Source organism: Nostoc sp. T09 (genome assembly GCF_002154695.1).
In the GTDB taxonomy this organism is placed as follows: Bacteria; Cyanobacteriota; Cyanobacteriia; order Cyanobacteriales; family Nostocaceae; genus Aulosira.
The window spans coordinates 20,739-42,129 of record NZ_MTAV01000055.1 but is presented as its reverse complement, the minus strand read 5'-3'; the positions used below and the strand labels follow the sequence as shown (position 1 = coordinate 42,129).

At 41.5% G+C, this 21,391-nt stretch carries 19 protein-coding genes and 1 pseudogene; 8 read left to right on the top strand and 12 right to left on the bottom strand.

From position 1 onward, the window contains the following. The first annotated feature begins 5 nt into the window (after positions 1 to 5). Complete coding sequence (locus BV372_RS13655; RefSeq protein WP_086687047.1) at positions 6 to 509, top strand: hypothetical protein; 504 nt, start codon at positions 6 to 8, stop codon at positions 507 to 509. Between the two features lie 221 nt (positions 510 to 730). Beyond that, positions 731 to 1,990 (top strand): ISAs1 family transposase, encoded by a 1,260-nt coding sequence (locus BV372_RS13650; protein ID WP_086687046.1) that lies wholly within the window; start codon positions 731 to 733, stop codon positions 1,988 to 1,990. Positions 1,991 to 2,166: 176 nt separating this feature from the next. On the opposite strand, the gene BV372_RS13645 is transcribed toward BV372_RS13650, so the two are convergent. After that, positions 2,167 to 2,559: a hypothetical protein gene (locus BV372_RS13645; protein WP_086687045.1), complete on the bottom strand. Its 393-nt coding sequence runs from the start codon at positions 2,557 to 2,559 to the stop codon at positions 2,167 to 2,169. A gap of 1,021 nt (positions 2,560 to 3,580) precedes the next feature. Between BV372_RS13645 and BV372_RS13640 the strand changes: the two genes are divergently transcribed. After that, positions 3,581 to 5,839: an HAD family hydrolase gene (locus BV372_RS13640; RefSeq protein ID WP_086687044.1), complete on the top strand. Its 2,259-nt coding sequence runs from the start codon at positions 3,581 to 3,583 to the stop codon at positions 5,837 to 5,839. A 211-nt stretch (positions 5,840 to 6,050) separates the two neighbouring features. Here BV372_RS13640 and BV372_RS36280 read toward each other — a convergent pair whose 3' ends face one another. Continuing rightward, positions 6,051 to 6,221: a hypothetical protein gene (locus BV372_RS36280; RefSeq protein ID WP_179198082.1), complete on the bottom strand. Its 171-nt coding sequence runs from the start codon at positions 6,219 to 6,221 to the stop codon at positions 6,051 to 6,053. A gap of 23 nt (positions 6,222 to 6,244) precedes the next feature. Between BV372_RS36280 and BV372_RS13635 the strand changes: the two genes are divergently transcribed. From BV372_RS13635 to BV372_RS13625, 3 genes are all read left to right on the top strand, one after another. Continuing rightward, complete coding sequence (locus tag BV372_RS13635; protein WP_086687043.1) at positions 6,245 to 7,462, top strand: lipid-A-disaccharide synthase-related protein; 1,218 nt, start codon at positions 6,245 to 6,247, stop codon at positions 7,460 to 7,462. Between the two features lie 141 nt (positions 7,463 to 7,603). Further along, positions 7,604 to 9,355 (top strand): ABC transporter ATP-binding protein, encoded by a 1,752-nt coding sequence (locus tag BV372_RS13630; protein WP_086687042.1) that lies wholly within the window; start codon positions 7,604 to 7,606, stop codon positions 9,353 to 9,355. 572 nt (positions 9,356 to 9,927) lie between these two features. Beyond that, entirely contained in the window at positions 9,928 to 11,280 is a 1,353-nt protein-coding gene (locus BV372_RS13625; protein WP_086687041.1) for a PIN domain-containing protein, read from the top strand. Positions 11,281 to 11,357: 77 nt separating this feature from the next. Here BV372_RS13625 and BV372_RS37575 read toward each other — a convergent pair. The 4 genes and pseudogenes from BV372_RS37575 to BV372_RS13605 all read right to left on the bottom strand — a co-directional run. Next, positions 11,358 to 11,513 (bottom strand): annotated as a pseudogene (locus BV372_RS37575) (type II toxin-antitoxin system prevent-host-death family antitoxin); the annotation flags it as partial. Positions 11,514 to 11,530: 17 nt separating this feature from the next. Next, entirely contained in the window at positions 11,531 to 11,818 is a 288-nt protein-coding gene (locus BV372_RS13615) for a 2Fe-2S iron-sulfur cluster-binding protein (RefSeq protein WP_086687040.1), read from the bottom strand. Positions 11,819 to 12,057: 239 nt separating this feature from the next. Next, positions 12,058 to 12,249, bottom strand: coding sequence for a hypothetical protein (locus BV372_RS13610; protein ID WP_086687039.1), 192 nt, complete (start codon positions 12,247 to 12,249; stop codon positions 12,058 to 12,060). A gap of 149 nt (positions 12,250 to 12,398) precedes the next feature. Further along, positions 12,399 to 13,604 (bottom strand): P-aminobenzoate N-oxygenase AurF, encoded by a 1,206-nt coding sequence (locus tag BV372_RS13605; protein ID WP_086687038.1) that lies wholly within the window; start codon positions 13,602 to 13,604, stop codon positions 12,399 to 12,401. 105 nt (positions 13,605 to 13,709) lie between these two features. Here BV372_RS13605 and BV372_RS13600 point away from each other — a divergent pair, with 105 nt between their 5' ends. Then, positions 13,710 to 14,459, top strand: coding sequence for an alpha/beta fold hydrolase (locus BV372_RS13600; protein ID WP_086687037.1), 750 nt, complete (start codon positions 13,710 to 13,712; stop codon positions 14,457 to 14,459). 85 nt (positions 14,460 to 14,544) lie between these two features. On the opposite strand, the gene BV372_RS13595 is transcribed toward BV372_RS13600, so the two are convergent. The 4 genes from BV372_RS13595 to BV372_RS13580 form a co-directional block, all read right to left on the bottom strand. Next, positions 14,545 to 15,462, bottom strand: coding sequence for a hypothetical protein (locus tag BV372_RS13595; protein ID WP_086687036.1), 918 nt, complete (start codon positions 15,460 to 15,462; stop codon positions 14,545 to 14,547). Beyond that, positions 15,449 to 16,531: an aromatic ring-hydroxylating dioxygenase subunit alpha gene (locus BV372_RS13590; RefSeq protein ID WP_086687035.1), complete on the bottom strand. Its 1,083-nt coding sequence runs from the start codon at positions 16,529 to 16,531 to the stop codon at positions 15,449 to 15,451. The genes BV372_RS13595 and BV372_RS13590 overlap by 14 nt, the downstream gene beginning before the upstream one ends. Before the next feature lie 358 nt (positions 16,532 to 16,889). Then, positions 16,890 to 18,590, bottom strand: coding sequence for a SulP family inorganic anion transporter (locus BV372_RS13585; RefSeq protein WP_256973198.1), 1,701 nt, complete (start codon positions 18,588 to 18,590; stop codon positions 16,890 to 16,892). Positions 18,591 to 18,611: 21 nt separating this feature from the next. After that, positions 18,612 to 19,352, bottom strand: a complete 741-nt coding sequence (locus BV372_RS13580) for a hypothetical protein (protein WP_086687034.1) — start codon at positions 19,350 to 19,352, stop codon at positions 18,612 to 18,614. 143 nt (positions 19,353 to 19,495) lie between these two features. Here BV372_RS13580 and BV372_RS38365 point away from each other — a divergent pair, with 143 nt between their 5' ends. Continuing rightward, the gene (locus BV372_RS38365; RefSeq protein ID WP_373270763.1) at positions 19,496 to 19,768 is read left to right on the top strand and encodes a hypothetical protein; all 273 of its coding nucleotides are present in this window, start codon (positions 19,496 to 19,498) and stop codon (positions 19,766 to 19,768) included. A 177-nt stretch (positions 19,769 to 19,945) separates the two neighbouring features. Here the strand turns inward: BV372_RS38365 and BV372_RS13575 are convergent, their stop codons facing one another. Both BV372_RS13575 and BV372_RS13570 read right to left on the bottom strand, forming a co-directional pair. Further along, positions 19,946 to 20,974 carry an aromatic ring-hydroxylating dioxygenase subunit alpha gene (locus BV372_RS13575; RefSeq protein WP_086687033.1) on the bottom strand — a complete coding sequence of 343 codons (1,029 nt, stop codon included), beginning with the start codon at positions 20,972 to 20,974 and terminating at the stop codon, positions 19,946 to 19,948. After that, the gene (locus BV372_RS13570; protein WP_086687032.1) at positions 20,961 to 21,380 is read right to left on the bottom strand and encodes an Mpo1-like protein; all 420 of its coding nucleotides are present in this window, start codon (positions 21,378 to 21,380) and stop codon (positions 20,961 to 20,963) included. The genes BV372_RS13575 and BV372_RS13570 overlap by 14 nt, the downstream gene beginning before the upstream one ends. Positions 21,381 to 21,391 lie beyond the last annotated feature (11 nt).

Genomic DNA, 21,391 nt, shown 5'->3' with positions numbered 1-21,391 from the left:
AACTCATGAAACGCATCACTAAATTAGCAACTTTTGCTGTTGTCGGCTTTTTTATATCTATACAAATCGTATCTGCTCAACCGAATACCAAGCCACCAGCCGATCCGCGCATCAAAGATACACTTGATAAACTTGGCGCTAAATATCAAATAATTTCTGATGGAGATTTTAAATTATTAGTAGAAACCGAAAATAAAAGAAGCCAAGTAGTATTTATTGAATCTAAAACTGAGAAACTGGGCAACTTAGAAATTCGCTATATTTCATCTCCAGGTTATGTATCGAAGGGCCCATTTTCAACAGAGATTGCCAACAAGCTATTACAAAATAGTGGTTTAAATAAAATAGCTGCCTGGCAATTGTTTACAAAAGATCAGACGCATATGGCTGTATTTACCGCCAAGATAGCTGTAAATAGCGATCCTGAAACTATTAAAAATACTATGTTAGCTGTGGGATATGGTGCAGATGCTATCGAAAAAGAATTAACAGGTAAGGATGAATTGTAACCGTCCAGAGACAATTGAATGAAGTTAAAAAAATTAACCATGTAGCGAGATTAGGGGCAGATCGAGTGGCAGGGTAAGCTCATCTAATTGAGTATAGAGTGAACTTGACAAATTAAGTAAAATAAGCATAAACAAAGGTGTCAAAAATGCACTTGACTGAAGAACAAGATCAATGAGAAGACTTCAATGCTGTTGTCCGAAAATCTTCAGGAGTCAAGTTGATGTCACAGGGCTTTGAAACAAAATCTGCGGATAGACTTCAAAATGCACGTGAAGAGCGAAAGTTGAAAGAAATAGAAGATATCGGCAGTATTCAACAGAGTCTAGTCGAGCATTTTGGGGATATCAAAGACCCAAGAGTAGAACGAACCAAAAAACATCAACTCAAAGACATCTTAGTAATTGCAATTTTGGCAATCATTGCAGGAGCGCAGGGGTGGGAAGACATCGAGAATTACGGCATCAGTAAGCAACAGTGGTTAGAAGAGTTTTTAGTATTACCAAACGGTATTCCATCGGATGACACCTTTCGTCGGGTATTTGAATTCATCGACCCAGAAGCATTAAATCGATGTTTTCTGCAATGGGTGGAAACTTTAGTGGGTTCGATGGGAGGAGAGATTATCCCCATAGATGGAAAAACCATCAGAGGTTCTTATGACCGAAATCAGGGTCAAAGCGCACTCCACCTCATAAGTGCCTGGGCAAGTGAACAACGTTTGGTGTTGGCACAGGTGAAAGTAGAAGATAAATCCAATGAAATTACGGCGATTCCAGCATTATTAGAGTTACTAGATATTACTGGCGCTATCATCACCATTGACGCGATGGGAACACAAACCGAAATCGCCAAACAGATTATCGATAAGAAAGCTCATTATGTCCTGGCACTCAAGGCTAATCATCCCACTCTCTATTCTCAAATCCAGCAATGGTTTGAAACACACAAAGCTAATAATTTCCGAGGCGTTGATGTCAGCTATGACAAACGAATTGAGAAAGCTCATCATCGCACAGAAATTCGTGAAGTTTGGACTGTACCCGTTGCAGCGATTGGTCAGCTTTATCAACCCAAGGTCTGGGCAGGATTACAAAGCTTGGTCATGGTTGTTCGTGTGCGTCATCTTTGGAACAAAACTACCCGCGAAGTTCAGTTTTATTTGACTTCTTTACACAGCGATGCTCAACTTATTGGTCGAGCTATCCGCAAACATTGGGGTATTGAAAACGAAGCTCATTGGACTCTCGACTGTACCTTTGCTGAAGATGCTTGTCGCATTCGTTCTTTCCACAGTCCGAGGAATTTTGCTCTTTTAAGACGCTTTGCTCTTAATGCTCTCAACTGTGAAAAAACTTACAAACGTAGTCTGCGTCAAAAAATGAAACACACCGCTATGGATAATAATTATATGATTCAGGTTCTGGGTTGTTTTCTCATTGGCAATACTTTAGATTCTTTTAATTCCTTATGTCAAGGCTGATTGAGATGCTCTTACCCTGAGATCGAGTGGGGTAGCTGTCGCAAACATTTTTTGAATCGGTAAAATTGAAGCATTGATGCGATCGCACTCTTGAGAAGATGCAATGTCTGCGGCGGGCTACGCCTACGCAAAGCAATGGGCATCATTCACCATGAATGATGTCGACTTGTTGCTCGTTACGCCGTCTGTGTAGAAGCCGCTTTTGAGTCTGCGGTCGATTTTAACCGAGTAATAGTGGCTTTACGAATGCGCTCGCTTTTGCGTACCCCGCCTGTCATCTCGTATTCTCGGCTGTCTTTGCCATACTTCAACACCACACCACTGACCAAGCGTTCTGAAGTTTCGCGAATGGTTTTTTCAAGAATTTGTATTTCTGCCTTTGCCGAGTCAAGGGCGGTTAACATCATATTATACTGGTCGATCTGGTCGCGGAGTTGCCCAGTTAACTGGGTTAAATGGTTTAAACTGATGGAATCACCAAAGTCGAGGCTGGAATCAATCAATTTAAATCCGATTACTCTCTGTTCGGTTTTTTCTAGCACAGAAGATGTTCTTTTTTTGCGTGGCATTAATGCACACCTTTTACTAAACTTATCTTTCTAGGGTGTCTCAATGGGACAATTTAATTGTTCAGTAAAACTTGCAAAAAAAGGTGTTTTTTTATAAGACTTGGATTGCTAGCTCAGTAATTACACGACGCTAGACAACAAATCGTTGAGAATCAACTTGTGTTGTGAATGAATGGATTTGTGTTGTGAACGAATAAGACTTGTGTTGTGAAGCAAAACCATCAAAATTATTTCAGGTGCTTTGGTTATCCTAGGCGAAACTGTGCCAGCAGCGATCGCCTTGAAAAATCCCCTCTTGTAAAAACGCGATGAATCGCGTCTCGTCTTGTAAATCAATCGCGTTTGCTCTTTGTGCAATCCAGGGTATGCGTAGGCGTAGCCCGTCGCAGACATCGCCCCTGGTAAAACAGATATTTTGAACAGAATCGGAATGCGATCGTTTTATGATTGCCGCGTTTACCAACAGTCAGCATTGAATCCGGTATTTATTACCTTGCGGTATTTCCGAGATGAATATTTGACATTGACTACGATAATTTTTACGTCACTCCTTTGCAATCTGCTGTAAATACAGCGAAAAGTATGAGTAGAGGTTTCGTATCTTCCTCAGGTAAGAATTTTTCAACTCAATTAATCACAGAAAAATCACATAACCAAGCATAAAAATCAAAGCCCAGTGCCCAATTTTAAAACAAATTGACACTAATAAATCTCGGTATTTACCTGCATAAATTTGTGGTTAATTTTAGTCTTATTCATTTATTTGCAAGCAGTCTAGTAGATTGTGCTTCTAAGCTATAGGTTATTCAAGTAAAAACCGCTGTATCTTTTAAATATTGGATTTTGAATTCTGTGCAGCAGTACTAGCTGCCCTAAGTGAAATATCTACCTTTGCTTAGGGAAAATCTGTTTTATAATCTGCAAAGACCTAAATAATTATTTATTTACCTGTAGCGGTTAACAGCCATCTCTATTAGAAGCTGTACCTAGGCTTTAATGCAGTCACGTTGAGGAATGCACAATGTCAAATAGCTCAGGCCTGTATATTTTACTAGTCAGCGTTCATGGGTTAATTCGGAGCCACAATTTAGAATTAGGACGAGATGCTGATACAGGCGGACAAACGAAATATGTGCTAGAACTCGCTCAAGCCTTAGCTGAAAACCCACAAGTAGAACGCGTAGACCTAGTTACCCGTTTAGTCAACGATCCAAAAGTTAGCCCTGACTATGCCAAACCTGTAGAAGTTATTTCTGACAAAGCTCAAATTATTCGCCTGAACTGCGGTCCGCGTCGCTATCTGCGCAAAGAAGTTCTGTGGCCGCATTTGGATAACTTTGCTGATGAGTTACTCAGACACCTGCGCCAAATTGGTAAATTACCTCATGTAATTCATACCCATTACGCTGATGCGGGATATGTGGGTTGTCGGGTTTCTGGTTGGTTAGGTATCCCACTTGTGCATACAGGTCACTCCCTGGGACGTGTGAAGCAACAACGATTGTTAGAACAGGGAACGAAACCGGAAGTTATTGAAAACTATTTTCATATCAATGCAAGAATCGAAGCAGAAGAAACCACACTTGCTAGTGCAGCATTAATTATTGCCAGTACCAATCAAGAAGTAACGCAGCAATACGGCATTTACGACCACTATCAACCACAACGGATGGTTGTAATTGCTCCTGGGGTAGCACTGGAACGCTTCTACCCAGTTCCCCAAAATTGGCAGGAACCGCCTATATATAAAGATTTGCAGCGATTTCTTAAAGACCCGCAAAAGCCGATGATTATGGCGATTTCCCGTCCGGCGATGCGTAAAAATGTTGGGACTTTGGTCAAAGCCTATGGCGAAGATCCACAGTTGCGTCACTTAGCGAACCTAGTCCTTGTCTTAGGAAACCGAGATGACATCACCACGATGGAATCAGGGTCGCGTCAAGTACTCACAGAAATCTTCCAGTTAATAGACCGCTACGACCTTTACGGTTACATCGCTTATCCTAAACACCACACCGCTGATGAAGTGCCAGAACTCTATCGATTGCTGGCAAAAACACAAGGAGTATTTATCAATCCAGCATTAACTGAGCCATTTGGTTTGACTTTAATCGAAGCTACAGCCTGCGGTGTGCCAATTATTGCCACATCCGATGGTGGGCCGCGAGATATATTGGCGGCTTGTGACAATGGTCTGTTAATCGATCCCCTCGATATTAAGCAGATTCAAGATGCTTTGCGAACAGCCCTGACCGATACCGAACAATGGCAACGTTGGTCTAGTAATGGTTTAAGTAGGGTACGAGAAAATTTCTCTTGGGATACCCATGTAGAACGCTACCTAGAATATGTGCGTCAACTACCACAACGGCGAGTCCAATCTATGCTCAGTCCCTTGCGCCAAGGACCAGCAAGCAACCTGACTGATTGGAACATACCCGATAAAAACCGCTTACCAACCGCAGATCGGTTCTTTGTTTGCGAAATCGATAATACCCTATTAGGTGACTCAGATGCACTGCAAAAATTAATCGAGCGACTACATAATGAAGGTCACACCACAGGAGTAGGAATTGCTACTGGACGCAATCTAGATAGTTCCTTAGAGATGTTGGAAGAATATCGGTTTCCAATGCCAGATTTGCTAATTGTCTCGACAGGTAGCGAAATCTACTACGGTCCGCAGGTAATTCCTGATATGAACTGGCAAAGACACATCAGTTATCGTTGGCAACCAGACGCAGTACGGCAAGTAATGGAGGAACTGCCAGGAGTAACGTTGCAACCTCCAGAAACCCAAGGTAAGTTCAAGATTAGCTACTTTATCGATGAAGAAAAATCCGTGGGTTTCCGGGAAATCATGCGTCATTTGCGACGGCATCGGCTCCACGTTAAAGGTATTTATAGTCACAATATGTATCTAGACTTGTTACCGATTCGGGCTTCCAAAGGAGACGCAATTCGTTATTGTGCTTTGAAGTGGGGATTACCAATTAAACGGTTTTTAGTAGCAGGTGCATCAGGTAATGACGAATCGATGCTTGCTGGTAATACGTTAGCTGTGGTTGTTGGTAACTACAGCCAAGAAATTGAAAAATTGCGTAACTATCCACAAGTTTACTTTGCTCAAGGGCAGTATGCTTGGGGCATTTTGGAAGCATTCGATCACTACGACTTTTTTGGGACTTTATCTCAAACCGATTTTGAAATGAACGGACATGTCGATCCAGAAATGCAAAAACGCAGTGAGGCAATTACAGAAGGAGTCTTATCCTTTTAAATTATTCCTCTGATTGAAGATAAATTTTGTTGTACGGCATTTTGCTGTACAACAATGAAATAGTTGAGAATTTCTAGGTCTGACCACATCGCAACTATCTTTAACAATGAGGGTTAATCTTAATTTTGATGCATTGATGCGATCGCTAAACTAAAGTCAGTATTCTATTCATTTTGCCAAGTTTTCAAATTAATCTAATATCAGTGCGTTCTTATGGAGCCTTAGGTTTGGTTACACGGTGGTGCAAACAGCGACTACCATGACTTGCGTTCAATGCTTCTTCGCTCAATTTTAAGGTTTCAGCCGTTATATGGCGGCTGGTGACAGCTTCACTACTTTCTGCCGTACTCACCCAATGTAAGTTAAAGATCTCACCAAGCATTTTAGACTTATCCAAATCCCAAGATGCCTTCTAAGCGAATCTTGTTTATCAGTAACGGCCACGGAGAGGACAACCACACCTCTCATGTTATTCAGACCCTCCGCCAATTATGTCCTTCTATTGAGATGGCAGCAATGCCGATTGTGGGTGAAGGAAAAGCTTACCGCAGCTTGGACATTCCCATTATTGGCCCTACACAAACAATGCCCTCAGGCGGATTCTTTTACATGAACCGCCTCTATTTGCTCAAAGATTTTCAATCGGGATTGGTTGGGTTAACGTGGCGACAGTTACATGCGGTGTTGCAGTATGCTCCCAACTGCGATTTGATTATGGCTACTGGGGATTTTGTCTCCCAGACGTTTGCTTACTTAACAAAGCGTCCCTTCGTTTCGTTTATCTCTTGTCTTTCTGCTCTCTATGAAGGGCGATTGCGTCTCAATCCGCTGCTGTGGCACGATCTTAATTCTTCTCGATGTCTGGCAGTTTTTACCAAGGATTCCTATACGGCTTATGATCTCCAACGGCAAGGTTTAACTAAAGCTCAGGTTGCTGGCATTCCGGCTTTAGATCGCCTTGTCCCCACTGGCAAAGACTTGCACCTGAAACCGGACGAGAGAGCGATCGCTCTTCTCCCAGGGTCACGGATGCCTGAAGCCGCGCGAAATTTTTGTTTGCAGTTGCAACTAGTGGTAGAAATCGCCAAGTTGATGCCTGAGTCAGGATTACAATTTCGTGCAGCCTTGATACCGGGTTTGATGGAGCAACTAGACGACATTGCCAAAAGTCAAGGTTGGCAGCTGACTCAAGGCATACTCACTTATTCTCCTCCAGGAAATTCTCCTGACGAATCACCGATTGTGGAAGTGAGATGTTATTCAGATGCCTTCAGTGACATCCTATGTTACTCTACTCTCGTGATTGGTATGGCAGGGTTGGCAGTGGAGCAAGCTGTAGCGATCGGGAAACCTATCATCCAGATTGCCGGAGAGGGCCCTCAATTTACCTATCAATTTGCAGAAGCGCAAACACGGCTGTTGGGCTTTTCTGCCCAAACCATCGGCACTAAGCCAGCAACCCCTGAGATTCTCAAGCAAGCAGCTAAACGAGTAGTTGAAACTTTACAAGATTCAGATTACCTCGCTAAATGCAAAGAAAATGGCCCTGAGCGATTTGGCCCACCCGGCGCATCTGAGAGAATTGCCCGCTTTCTACTAAATTCTCTAGGAGAAACTGAGTAGAAATCAAGTAGAAATTGCGCCAGAATTCAGGAGTCGGCACGGTTGGGTAACATGGTGTGATAGGCTAACGCCGTAACGCACTTCGATTCTGACTCCTAACTCCTAAATTCTGACTCCTGACTCCTGAATTCTTACTTACCTATGAAAGTCCGCTCTAGTTACTGGCAACTGTTACCTTATCTGTGGCCCCAATGGCCGCTGTTAATTCGGGGATTGGCTTGTATCTTAGGATTTGTGTTATTCACCCTAGCAATACCCTATTTAGCAGGTCAGGTCGCTTTTTTTCTTGGCCAGGGAAATGTTAACCAGATTGCTTACTGGCTCGGACTAGCCACTTTAGTATTTTTGCTGCGAGGGCTTTGTCAATACGGGCAGAATGTCTTCACGATCGCTGCCTCCCTGAATATGGTTTTTGACTTGCGTAAGCGGATTTACGCCCACCTGCATAAACTCGGATTGGATTATTTTGAAACCTCACAGACGGGAGACCTCACTTATCGGCTGACTGAAGATATCGATCGCGTAGGCGAGATTGTGGAAAAGTTATCCCATCAGTTTCTTTCCAATATCTTGCAGGTAATTGCGATTCCCATTTACATGCTCTACCTGAATTGGCAACTCACCCTTGCAGGTTTGATTTTGGCTCCCTTGATGGCTTGGTTGATTGGAGCATTTGGTCAGCGATTACTCGTACTATCTCGCCAGAGTCAAAATCAGGTTTCTAATTTGTCGGCGTTGCTAACTGAAGTATTTGCTGGGATTCGCGTCGTTCAAGCTTTTGCAGCACAAGGGTATGAAGTCAAGCGATTCAATCAGGAAGCAGAACGCAATCGTCAAGCTAAGTATCGCGCTCTACAACTCAAATCGATTCAGTTTCCCGTTGTCGGTTTTTTAGAAGCAGTTAGTATTATGCTGCTGTTTCTATTAGGAGGATGGCAGATTTCTCAGAATCAGCTGACAGCTCAAGGCTTTATCAGTTTCTTAGCTGCTGTGGCTATACTGATTCAGCCAATCGACATGTTGATTAGCAATTACAACGAGTACAAACAGACCGAAGCTTCCGTCGAACGCATCTTTGAATTGATGGCGAAGCAGCCTAGTTTAAGCGAAAAACCGAATGCGAAGGAACTGCCACGAGTTGCTGGCAAGGTAGAGTATCGTCATGTCAATTTCGCCTACGATCCTAGCCAGCCAGTTCTCAAGGATCTCTGTCTGCACGCTTCTCCTGGCAATGTCATTGCCTTAGTTGGTGCTTCTGGGGCGGGCAAATCGACTTTAATTAGCCTTTTACTTCGCTTCTATGACCCTCAAGTAGGTGAAATTCTCATTGATGATATTGATATCCGCGATGTCACAATCACCAGCTTGCGCCGTCAAATTGGCATTGTTCCCCAAGACATTACCCTGTTTTCAGGAACGATCGCCGAAAATATTGGTTATGGTCAGGAAGAATTAAATTTAACGGCAATTGAGGAAGCAGCAAAGATTGCCAACGCTCACTCGTTTATCAGCCAATTTTCCCAAGGTTACCATAGCTGGGTAGGCGAGCGTGGAGTTAACCTATCCGGCGGACAACGCCAAAGATTAGCGATCGCCAGAGCGATTGTCAACGATCCGCGAATTCTCATCCTAGATGAAGCTACTTCTGCCTTAGATTCAGAGTCAGAAGCACTGGTTCAAGAAGCGATCGAGCGAGTGATGCAAAACCGTACCGTGTTTATTATTGCCCATCGCTTGAGCAGCGTTCGTAGGGCTGACTGCATTCTCGTACTAGAACAAGGACAGGTGGTTGAAGCTGGTACTCACACCTCCCTCCTGTCTCAAGAAGGACGCTATGCCCGTTTTTATGCCCAACAGTTTTACTCTACAGATGTGGGAGGGAGTAGGGAGTAGGGTGTGTGCTAAGATACCTGCATTTTGGCACACGTTGTAAATTTAGATGACGCAGACTTACAAAACCTTTGATCCCGCTTTTGTCGCTTTCGGCAGAAAATAATCTTAAAACTTTATTTTCACGTAGTTTCGCAATTCAGGAATTTAAATAACAAAGTAGGAATGCGATCGCTAAACTAAAGCCTGTATTCCATTCATCTTGCCAATTTTTCAAATTAATCTAAATACAGCGCGTTCTTCTGAAGCCATCGCTTGGGTGGGTTGTGCATTCTCACTGCGAAACTAAAAGCGATCGCACTAATACCGTGTTAGGTTGTAGTTGTTCGCTGAGTGCGACAATATACCAGAAGTCTGCAAATTGCATAGTGGAAATTAGGAGAGAGTGTGATCGTATTTAAATTATAACAACGTCTTAAGTAGAAGCATATTGCGTATTGTTTACAGCGTGGTTTTAAACAAAGTTAGTGTAAGCCTTGTAACTTATTTAATTATTTTGCCGTAAATATTCGGATGTACAGGATTCAGTTTTTAACATTAAATCATACTCAAATTCTTAATCTAATGCGCTGTACATGAGAAACTTATTCTCCTGGAGACTTCGGCCATCTGAGGCTGATTTTTCAAAGTTATGGGAAAATGCCATTTTTGTGTTTGATACAAATTTTCTCTTGGATTTATATCGAGTATCGCGTTCTACCGTAGAGGATTTCCTAAAAATACTGGAACATCTTCAAAACAGGATTTGGCTACCTTATCAAGTAGCCGACGAGTTTTTTAGACGGCGAGAAGAAATCATTGATTCAGAGGCAGCATCTTTTCACAAAGCTTTATCAGCACTTGAGAAATGGAAGTCTGAACAACACAGCTTTAGCAGTCTTCGAGGTAATCTTAACCAAGCAGGAAGGATTGTAGCTGCTGAAGTGGCGTATTTGTTTGATGTGCAGAAAAACTATCTTAATGCAGTGGATGAGGTGGAAAAAGCTTTTCGAGAAAAGATAAATGAACTTGCCAATGCTCATTCTCCACTTGATGCAGACAAAGACAGTATTTTGGAAAGACTTTTGTCACTATTTGATTCAAAAGTAGGAGAACCTTACGATGAGCCAACTTTGCAGAGCCTGTATAAGGAAGCCGAAGATAGGTACAAAAAATTACAACCTCCTGGCTTTATGGATGCTAAAGACAAGAAGGATGAACGGAAGTATGGAGACTTGCTTCTTTGGAAACAAATATTAACTTTTGCACAAAAAGAGTCTCGACCAATTGTTTTTGTAACAGGGGAGAAAAAAGAAGACTGGTGGATAAAGAAAAATGGAGAGACAGTTGCTCCACACATAGAACTAAGACGTGAATTTCAGGAATATGTGAAACAGCCATTTTGGATGTATCGAACTCAACGTTTTCTTGAAATAGCTAAGGAGAAATTGATGCTGGAGATTGATCCACGATCAATCGAAGAAACAAATACAATTGCCGATATTGAATTGATTGATGAACAAGAATGTGAGACTTCTAGGCAAGTAATTGAAAATATAGAGATAACTGATTCTGAGCTAAAAAAAGCATTTGAACAGCGGATACCTCTTTCAACATTGCAAATGTCTAATTCGGCAATGCAACAAGTAATTGAACAGATGCGGATACCTCTTTCAACATTGCAAATGCCTAATTCGGCAATGCAACAAGTAATTGAACAGATACGGATACCTCTTTCAACATTGCAAATGTCTAATTCGACAATGCAACAAGTAATTGAACAGATGCGGATACCTCTTTCAACATTGCAAATGTCTAATTCTGCAATGCAACCAGTAATTGAACAGATGCGGATACCTAAAGAAAAAAGCGAAGAGATAAAATCTAAACCTAACAGGCGTTCACCTTGGCAGAAGCTTAGTGAAGGCGAAGGCAAGCCTGAAAATTAAAGCGAGTCGTTTTACTTGGCTGGGGGAAGATTTTTCCCCGTAACCTCGGGCAAACTACCATAACCAGCACTGAGTATCTAGCAAGAGTTTGACTGCTCATTGCCCTCAAATGCCGCCAAAATCTCTTCTGGCAAAGGGGCGTTAAATTCGTTTGGTACTACGAAACGTCCTCGATCCTGCCTTAAAGTATCGCGTCAATTTGATGAGGCGCGGAACGGAACCAACTTTACGATAAGTTTAAACAAATTCATCATTCTAGTCTGCGAATTTCGACATTAGCTGTGAGGTCAAGCTGACAAGCCAAACGAGCATGGGGATGCTTGGGAGCTAATGTTTCCAGCATTTCCTGTTCATCTAGTTGAGGCGGAGGAATGTCACCAATCACTTCAACTAAGCAAGTTCCGCAAATACCAGTGCGACAACCAAATAATACAGGTGAATTCTGAATTGTAAGATGCTCAGATAAATTTTGATGAGGTTGTAGATTGATGGGAGGATAATCAGTTCCTGGAAAAGATATCTTACAAAGGTCAGACATAATTAATTCATCAATTAACCCACAGCAACACGAACTTAAAATATTTAGCACTAAACAGCCCGCGATCGCTCAATTTTAAATTGGGGATTACCAGCAGTGTCATCAAGGAAAGCGTCTTTAGCGAGTATCAAAAATACTGTCTTTTAAATAAGAAAGATCAGGCACATAATTCGCACGTTGTCAGTAATGCGGATCTTACCAATGCCTAATCTCTTTTATTTACTGACTTTATTGTTTCATCAAACATCAACATTTATCTGTTCTATCTGTCTAGCAGCTTTATCCCAAAGCTTTGCTGAGGTTTCATCTTGCCAATGAGTTCTCAAATTTTCTGCTTTTTTGTGACATATTCGTTCTAACAGTTCTAAGATTGCTGATAATGTCAATTGATCGAGTAATCTTTCTAAAATCTCCATATATTCTTTTTGCATGACAGTTACCTTTTTAACGTCCACTGATATCTTCTGACAAAAGCTATGTAAATGACTTTTGTTTTAGCAAATATATAAATTAAGATTTGTTTCAAGTCTTATCAATATTCCACTAGCTTATACACACAGTTTAGCTTGTTTTGAATACTCTACACATTTGCTACAAATCCATGTAAATTCTCACTTTGATGCTGCTCAAAGCGTTGAAAAGCCTGTTGTTGAGTTGCCAAATATCGAGAAATTGAATTAGCTCCCATTAATGACATTTCTCGATTTCGTTGCCAAAGATAATCGAGTTTTTCCAAATATACTTTATAAGATGCCATCGCTTCCTGATGAGTTAAAAAACTACGATGTAACCCTTCGGACTCCTGGGTGAAACAACGACGCATCATTTCTTTAGCATCACTATCGCTCATATCAAAAATAGGCGATCGCAGCACACGATAAATCTTGCCATACAGTGCTGGATCATACCAAAAAATCCCGTTAATCGCCGCCGAAAAGTGAAAGTGATCTCGCTGACATCCTACCAGTCCTAAATTAGCAACTAGTCGCTCAAATGCAGTTGGTGGAGCAAGGCAAGTAACAACATCGTGAGATAGAATTGTCGAACTATTGAAGTGAAAGCTTTCATCCAGAAAGTGATAGTAAGAAATTTTGGCAGGAATCGGAGCAGTATCTGGATGGGGATGTTTTTGATAATAATTGCTGAGTTTATGCTGTACTAATTTGCCATTTAGTGTCCGCACTCCTCGGACTGTAAAATACTGACAAGCTAAAAAGGTGTTATTCGCAGAAATTAGCCCGAAGTATTGAAGTTGAATTTTTTTCCACCAAGTTTTTAGGGCGTTAGTGTCAGCATAAACCATCGTTTCGGTAAACGGGCCGCGCATGGGGTAAGTAAAGATGAGTTCCCCAAATAATGCTTGCTCAACCTGTTTAGCAATTGTGCGAAATGCATTAATGTGCGCCCTTTCTTGGGAGGATTCTAGATCTAAAGTATCGCAGATTAAGCGGAAGTCTTCTTGAGCGTAAAGTCCAGCTGCACTAGTTTGATTGAAATAGATAGTTGCAATCTCGGCGGAAACAATTTGTGAGTAGTATGCTACCCAGTAAAGTTGATTTAAAATTACACGCTGATGTTCGCTGGATTGCTGCCATAAAGGTGTACCGTAGAGTAGGGAAAATTCTTCGGGATTCCAATACTCTTTTTGACAATCTTCATAGCGGAACTTGGCGGCTGCTTCATCCATTAAAGCAGTATGATCCTGCTGTTTGTTGCGGGTGTGGTTAATTTGTAATTTGCGATAAGTTGTTGGACTATCTGATAGTTGGTGAATAGTATTTTTCATAAAAAGTATCTATAAATCGGTGAGCTAGTAGCAAGGCTTTTTGATAATGGTGCAAGATGTAAACTAGAAGTTAAATACAAATCAAAAAACTTACCTAAAATCGCTATGAGTCTTTTTTGTCTAGTTCACGGTGCATTTCAAGGCGCTTGGTGTTGGGATTTGTTAATTCCTTATTTAGAAGCGCAAGGTCACAAAACAGTAGCAATGGATTTGCCAATTGAGGATGCATCTGCAAGTTTATCGCAATTTGCAGATGTAGTACTTCAAGCGCTGCCAAAAACTGATGATGATATTGTGCTGGTTGGTCATTCGATGGCTGGTACTGTTATTCCCCTCGTTGCAGAAGCTCATCAAGTACGCCAACTTGTATTCCTGACTGCGCTGATTCCATACCCAGGAATTAGTACGCTCGATCAATTTTCTCATAATCTCGATGCTGATAGCCTTAAAACACTAAATTACGAACCAAAAGAGTTAAGTCAACGGAAAGAATTCGATGATGAACCTGAGATGTTTAATCCAGTTTCTGTTGGTAAAGACTTTTCTGATGAAGCAGTATTAATTGAACTTTTCTATCATGATTGCCAACCGGATGTAATGCGCTGGGCACTTTCAAAGAGTCGTTCGCAGCAATCAATGGCATATATTTATGAGGTCAATCCCATGAATTCTTTACCAAATGTAGAATATAAATATATTGTTTGTAATGATGACCGGATAATTTCTCCTGTATGGTCACGCTACGCTGCACGTAAACGCTTGGGAGTTGATGCAATTGAACTGCCTGGAGGACATTGCCCACACTTGTCTCGTCCTGCTCACCTTGCCTCAGTGTTAACTAATGATACTTATTAAGTAGTTGGACAAAATTAAATTCATTCGTGAAGACAGGGAACAGGGAACAAGAAGAAAATCTATGTAATTAATTCTGTTTAATTACTTAATACACACATTTATGAGGGGGGAGTGGTTCAAAGGCTCCTCGTTCGTCTAAGGCTTGAACGATCGCCTCTGCGGATGATCCTCGCATGAGCGATCGCAGTATTTGTAATCGCGTACCACTGTGGGTTTCTGTATCCAATTCTTCGAGGATTTGGATTTTTTGCGATCGCACCAGATGTCCTTTTACTTTTTCAATAGCTGATAAGACACTTTGTGGCCCTACTTGCACCATAGACAGAAAGCTGGCTAACACATCGATTGCAGCTGTTTGACTGGATGCTGAAACAGGATTTCGGTTAAACAGCATTGTTCCCGTACCGTGATGGCGGGCTTCTGCTTGTAGAAAACTTGAGAACAGTTCCGCTAGGATGGGATGATGGCATTCTTTCGCCAAGCAGCGGTAATGACTTAAGCCCCATCCTTCTAATACAACCTGAAGCACAAACAACAATACTGTTTTGTCTGCACTTTCAACTACTTCTGCTAGTAAACTCAGAAATGGATCGTTGCTGTTAGTTGGTTCGAGTTCTGGTAAAAAATGGGTTATCTGGCTGAGGTGGGTAGCTTCATCAGCTGTAAACAGTCCGTAGAGCATTCGCTCTTCAACTGTTTCGGCTAACAACACCATTTTTGCCATGTAGCCAACGCCTGCTTTCTCAATGAAATACGATTCTTCCAACAGGCTGCGATTGAGAAGTTGAAGGATGGCAGATTGTTCGGCTTGACTCGCTTGTTGAAAAATTTTGACTTGATACAGGTTAAAAAATCCAGCATCCCAATAATTTGATTGAGGATGCGACGCATTATCGCTTTGACTTGGTAATGCTGCTTTTAGTATGCGTTGTAATCGGTCATTGGGATCTATGTGTGGTAGGTCAAGTCCGGCAATTTTATATTCTAAATCAATGTTTTTCATGTTCAAATAATGAAGGATGGCGATCGCGAAGTGTCTCCTGTGGAGAATCGCTTTCTTCTGGACTATCAACAGTTTCCCAATTTCCCCAAGTTAAGGCTTTTTGGCGATTAACGTGCTGGATAAATTGCACAATTGACTGATCCGCTTTGGTGGGTGTCTTTAAGTCAAACTGAATTGTCTGAAATACCTGCGTATCACCTTTAGCGAAGTAATTACCAACCTGCTGCGTTAGCCACAGCAACCCACGATTGACACCCCATCCCAAACACCCAGATCGCTTGGGAGTTACTAAGATGGTTTGCCCTTCGGTTTTGCCACCTTCTAACATTCGCAGCGCAAATATAATATAGAAATGGAGAAAATCCGGCCCCAGTGTCACAGTCCCAGTGCTGCCATACCAGTAACACATACTATAAGTAACTTCATTGCGGTACAAAGGACGAATCAGGCGGATTAACCAAGAATCATCGCCTCCCCGTGTCGTGTTGCTGAAGGTAATAGCGTTGGAGTTGAGGTCTTGGGAATCAAATACAATCTCCAAAGGTAGATTGTGTACTGTATTGAAGTGGTGAGCATCGATCGCATTAATCAACAACACATTAGGATGGCAGTTTTTGATAAACCGAGTCCCCAATATATAATCGCAGTCTACCTGTTCTAATTCCGGTACAAAAGGCAGCGAACTTGGCTTTTCCTCTCCCACCCAAACCCAAATCATGCCGTATTTCTCTGCTGTTGACCAGGTTTTGATACACACAGGTAGCGGTTTACTTAGAGAAGGAACGTCTACACAAATTCCGCGCTCATCGTATTTCCAATTATGGAAGAAGCAGCGAATTCCCTCACCTTCTACCTTACCCTCTGCTAAATGAGCGCCCATGTGCGGACAATAAGCATCTACCGCCACTACCTGGCCACTAACTCCTCGATAAATTGCCAGGTTTCTACCCAGTAATTTTACAGCTTTTATCTTGCCGACTTTTAACTTTTGTGACGGTAATGCCCAATACCATCCCTCAACAAATTTTCTCGGATTATTAAAGATTGAATTTGGGCTGGGACAATGCATAGAATTTATATTGTTTTACCAGAAGTATTTAGCGTGTTTGAATAGGGAATATGTATATTTAAAAGAATTGTTGATGGTGCGTTACGCTAAAGCGATAACACACCCTACTGGCGTGACAAGGCTAAAATGTTGCAATAAAAAATGTTCGTAGTTGTGCTTTAGCGCCCTATCAATTAGAAATCTAATGCATAACTTTAGTCTAGACACGCCACTACATTTTAACTTTGCAACTTATCTGTGTACCCTGCGGGTGACGCTCCTTCGTCGCTACCGCTGCGCTAACGCCGCTAGGCGTTCTCGTAAGAGTAGCCGTTACGCGTCTACATCGGCGTTTATCTACTTTAATCGGCCTTTAATTTCAATCCTTTAATTCCATCAATTCCTTTGATGGAAAATTAGCCGCTACAGGTTGAGAAGATTGAGGAGTGATAGAGTAAATCGCATCGGTAGTTGTTTCAAAACAATTAGATAAACCGATTGTTTTTAACAATCCCGAACGTTCTAGTAATTGTTGAACTTGAGGTTGTAAACCTGTGAGAATTAAGCGACAATTATGCCGTTCCAAATCATGGTAAATATCCTCTAGCGCGACTAATCCAGTGGTATCCATGTTGGGTACAAACCGCAACCGCAGAATTAAATACTTCACTTCTGGTTGCTCTCTTAGGAAGGTAACAAACCTTTCCGCAGCACCAAAAAATACGGGGCCATCTACACGATACACCGCAATTTCTTTGCCTAATTCCAGAGGAATACCAGGGGGAAATACTTCCGTTTCCGGGATTTTCGCCAAGCTTAAATCGCTCATGCGTTTGATAAATAAGGCTCCGGCTGCAATTAATCCCACTTCAACAGCGAGAACCAAGTCAAATAATATTGTTACTAACCAGGTGAGAATCATCACTGCAAAGTCGGAGTAAGTAGCGCGTAGCAGTAAGCCAATGGCTTCCCACTCAATCATCCGCAGACTAACCACCATCAAAATACCAGCCAGTGCCGCTAAGGGGATCTGCCCTGCTAAGGGTGCTAAAGTTAACACAATAATGGCTAAAGCAACGCCATGAATTACCCCAGATAGCCGGGTTTTACCGCCAGAACGAACATTGACAGCAGTCCGCGCGATCGCACCTGTGGCTGGGATGCCACCAAAAAATGGAATAATAATATTTGCTAAACCTTGACCAATTAATTCGCGATCGCTATTGTGTTTCTCGCTCACAGTCATACCATCAGCTACCACTGCTGACAGCAAGGATTCAATGCTTCCCAGTGCTGCTAAAGCCAAAGCTGGATTAATCAGTTCCCGAATCAAGCCAAAATCATTCCAGTGGGGAATACCTTGAAGCATCGGTAAAGCTTGCGGGATGGCTCCAATTGTCGGGACATTGAGATGAAAATAAGATGCGATCGCTGTTGCTAACACCAGCCCCATTAAAGAACCTGGTATTGTGGTATTAATCTTGGGCCATAAAATATTGGTTGCAATTACCAGCATTGCCAACACAACGGCTGCCCAGTTCATCGCTTCTACATGAGTTATACTTTGCCAAAGTCCTGGTAAAAAATGTTCTTGACGCGGTAGTTGTAAGCCAAAGAAATTATTTAACTGACCACAAAAAATAATAACGGCAATACCATTAGTAAAACCTGCCGTCACTGGATAGGGAATAAACTTAACTAATTGTCCAAGTTTCGCAACCCCTAAAGCAATCTGGATAATTCCCGCGATTACCCCAGCAATCCAAACTTTCTCTAAGCCGTACTTGGCGACAATTCCCACCAAAATCACAGCCATTGCACCTGTAGGGCCTGTAATCTGGACTGGTGAACCGCCAAAGATTGCCGCGACAATTCCTGCCACAATAGCAGTGTAGAGTCCCGCTTTTGGTTCCACTCCACTAGCCACAGCAAAAGCTAATGCCAAAGGCAATGCTACCACCGCCGCTGTCAATCCTCCCGTCAAATCGCCACGTAGATTACTAAACAAGCGACTGACACCGAAACGCTGTGGTGCTTCCAGGTTAGTAGATATTGCTACCTCGTCATTTTTAACTCTCATACACAAGTTGATGCGTAGGTTTTAGATGAGCACAGAATCTTGCACAAATTCTAACAGCGATTCTGACTGCCACATTCTTTGTCCAGCACGGGTGAGATTTTCATAACAAATTTCAGTTAAACAAACCAATTCATCACCAAGTCTATAACCTGGGTTTTTTTCCTCGAAAAACTGGATATGGGGGTTAGTCTGTCTTCCTGTGGGAATTTCTATTAAACCTTCCCGGAGAATTTGCGGTTGCTGGAAGCGGACAATACCAGTTGCTTCTTGGTAAAAATTACCATAGTATTCCTGTGCTAAATTTGTCATCAAATTCACAACATTCGCAGGTGTTGCTGCATCATAGCGAGGGTAAAACTCTTGCCAAAAGGTAGGGAGAAAGCGGTAAGTGCGGAAACCAGAGCAAATTAACAGCCAGTACAATTTATTTTCCGTATAGTATTCACGCAGAAAATTGACTGCGGCAATCCAAGTACGCGGTAAGGTTGTACTTGACCAAGCACTAGGATCGACAATTGTATCGCCGGAATATACTACAGTAATTCGCTCTCCAGAAAAAGTTGTTTGGGACAACATCAGAGTTGAAAACCCTTTTAGAGCATTGGTTATTTCTTCCCTTAACAACAACACCCAGTTTTTGCGCTCTAGATCAGCCTGGAATGCATCCCAGGTTACACCTTTAAAGTGATTATTGAGCAATGCATACATAGCAATGCGATCGCTCATTTGCAGCTTTCGTACAGGAACTAGCCAACTCTTCATTATGTGGAATTTACCTAAAATCTCTTTGGTAGATGTTTTGTATTAACACTCTATCTAGCAAATTAGTGTTGTTACTGAGTAATGTGACAGATCTCAAAATGGTTATTTACACTACTCTTAATAATGTTTAACAGAAATGGTGAATAAATAGTAACAATGCGATTGTATCGAGTGACAATGCGATTGTATCGGGTAACAATGCCATTGCATCGAGTGACAATGCGATTGCATCGACTGACAATGCGATTGTATTGGGTAACAATGCCATTGCATCGAGTGACAATGCGATTGTATCGACTGACAATGCGATTGTATCGAGTGACAATGCGATTGTATCGGGTGACAATGCGATTGCATCGACTGACAATGTTAGGACTTACGCTTGCACTAAAGTGATAATAAACTCTAAAATTTAATTTTCTTAACTTTAATGAATTGTTGCTATTTTGCTTGTGTAGACTGCAAAAAATATATTGATGCAGGATATCGATGGGCTTATTGGCTGCTTGTCCAAGAGATAAAACCAGAGTGCGATCGCTCGTAGATTATGTTGACGTTAGTAAACCCAATAAACATTAATTTTAAATATTGGGTTATGCTTTACTATGCTCAGATTTAGAAAGACTTGCTATCTTTTGTGACCAGCGAGACGGTTCTAACTGATTCACATACTCCATATACTGAGCCAATGGCCGATCGATACTCAAAAGTAAATTAGGATGAAAGCGAATATTGTCGTAAATCTTGCCATCTTCATCTCTGAGCATATAGTAAGCCAAGCGAGTACAGAATAACAAAAACTTACTAAGCAGATATCCCAAAATTCCTTTACGTTTTTCAGTTACATAAATCGGTTGAATTCGCGTTCTTCCAGGTGCAATTGGCGTGTAGGCATAGATCATGTGCAATGGCGGAAACAGCCGCACATTTTTCATCATTGTTAACAAGCCGATGCAACCATCAGCATACCGCATAGAATACTCATAGGTAGAACCAAGAAATTTTTGACCTAACTGTTCTCGCCAGGTTGTTTGAGGAAATTTTCCCCGCATTGTAAAGTCAATTTGTGTACCTAATTCGCTGCGATGTAGCGACAAATCCATCTTGATATCTAAATGATGAATTGTTTTTAAATGTTGAGCATCAATACCATTCATCATACAAATATGGTGATGGCAACTTCTTTCAAATGCAGTATCAGGTTGTGCAACAATTTCTTTACCCTGCAATTCATCAAAATCAGCCACACCTTCTGATGCTACAGTATCAGGATAGACCCAGATGAAACCATACTTTTCTTCTGTTGCATAAGCTTGTACTTTCGCTTTAGCTGGAATCTCTGATTGACAGGGAATATTCTGGCATAGTCCAGCTTCATCAAATGCCCACTGATGAAATGCACAACGAATCCAGTTACCGTCAACCTGTCCAATTCCTAAATCTGTTCCCAGATGTGGACAGTAAGCATCCAAAGCCCGCACTTGCCCATCTTCACCGCGAAAGATAGCAATTCTTTGTCCGCAAATTTCTACAGATTTTGCTTTGCTTTTAGGTAATTCACTACTAGGACAGGCAATATACCAACCCTTAGCAACTATATTCCAGTTGTTAAATATTTGCATACTTACTTGACTGATAATTATTTAATATTTCTTGCCGTTGGCGAATATCATCTTGATATTTACCCATTACAACCCTGAATAGCATTTTACCTAAACAGTAAGAAGCCCGCCAAGAGAAAAGAGCATCTTGTAAATCAATATGGCTACGCTCAAACAAAAAATGTCCGGTTAATCCAATTAACTGAGTTAATGGTAATCCTAGGAGTAACCAAAAGTTTTGCAACTTCCAAGTAGAAAAGAGCAACCCGTAAAAAAAGAGTATCCCTAAAATATGGAGAGCGATATTAATTGGATGCTGATGTTTAAGAACAAAAATATCCCAATAATCTGTAAAAGGATGATCTAGAATCTGATTGTTTATCTTATGTCTCAAATTTTGTTGAGTATTAAAATTGAGTTGACTCATAAACAATTGAT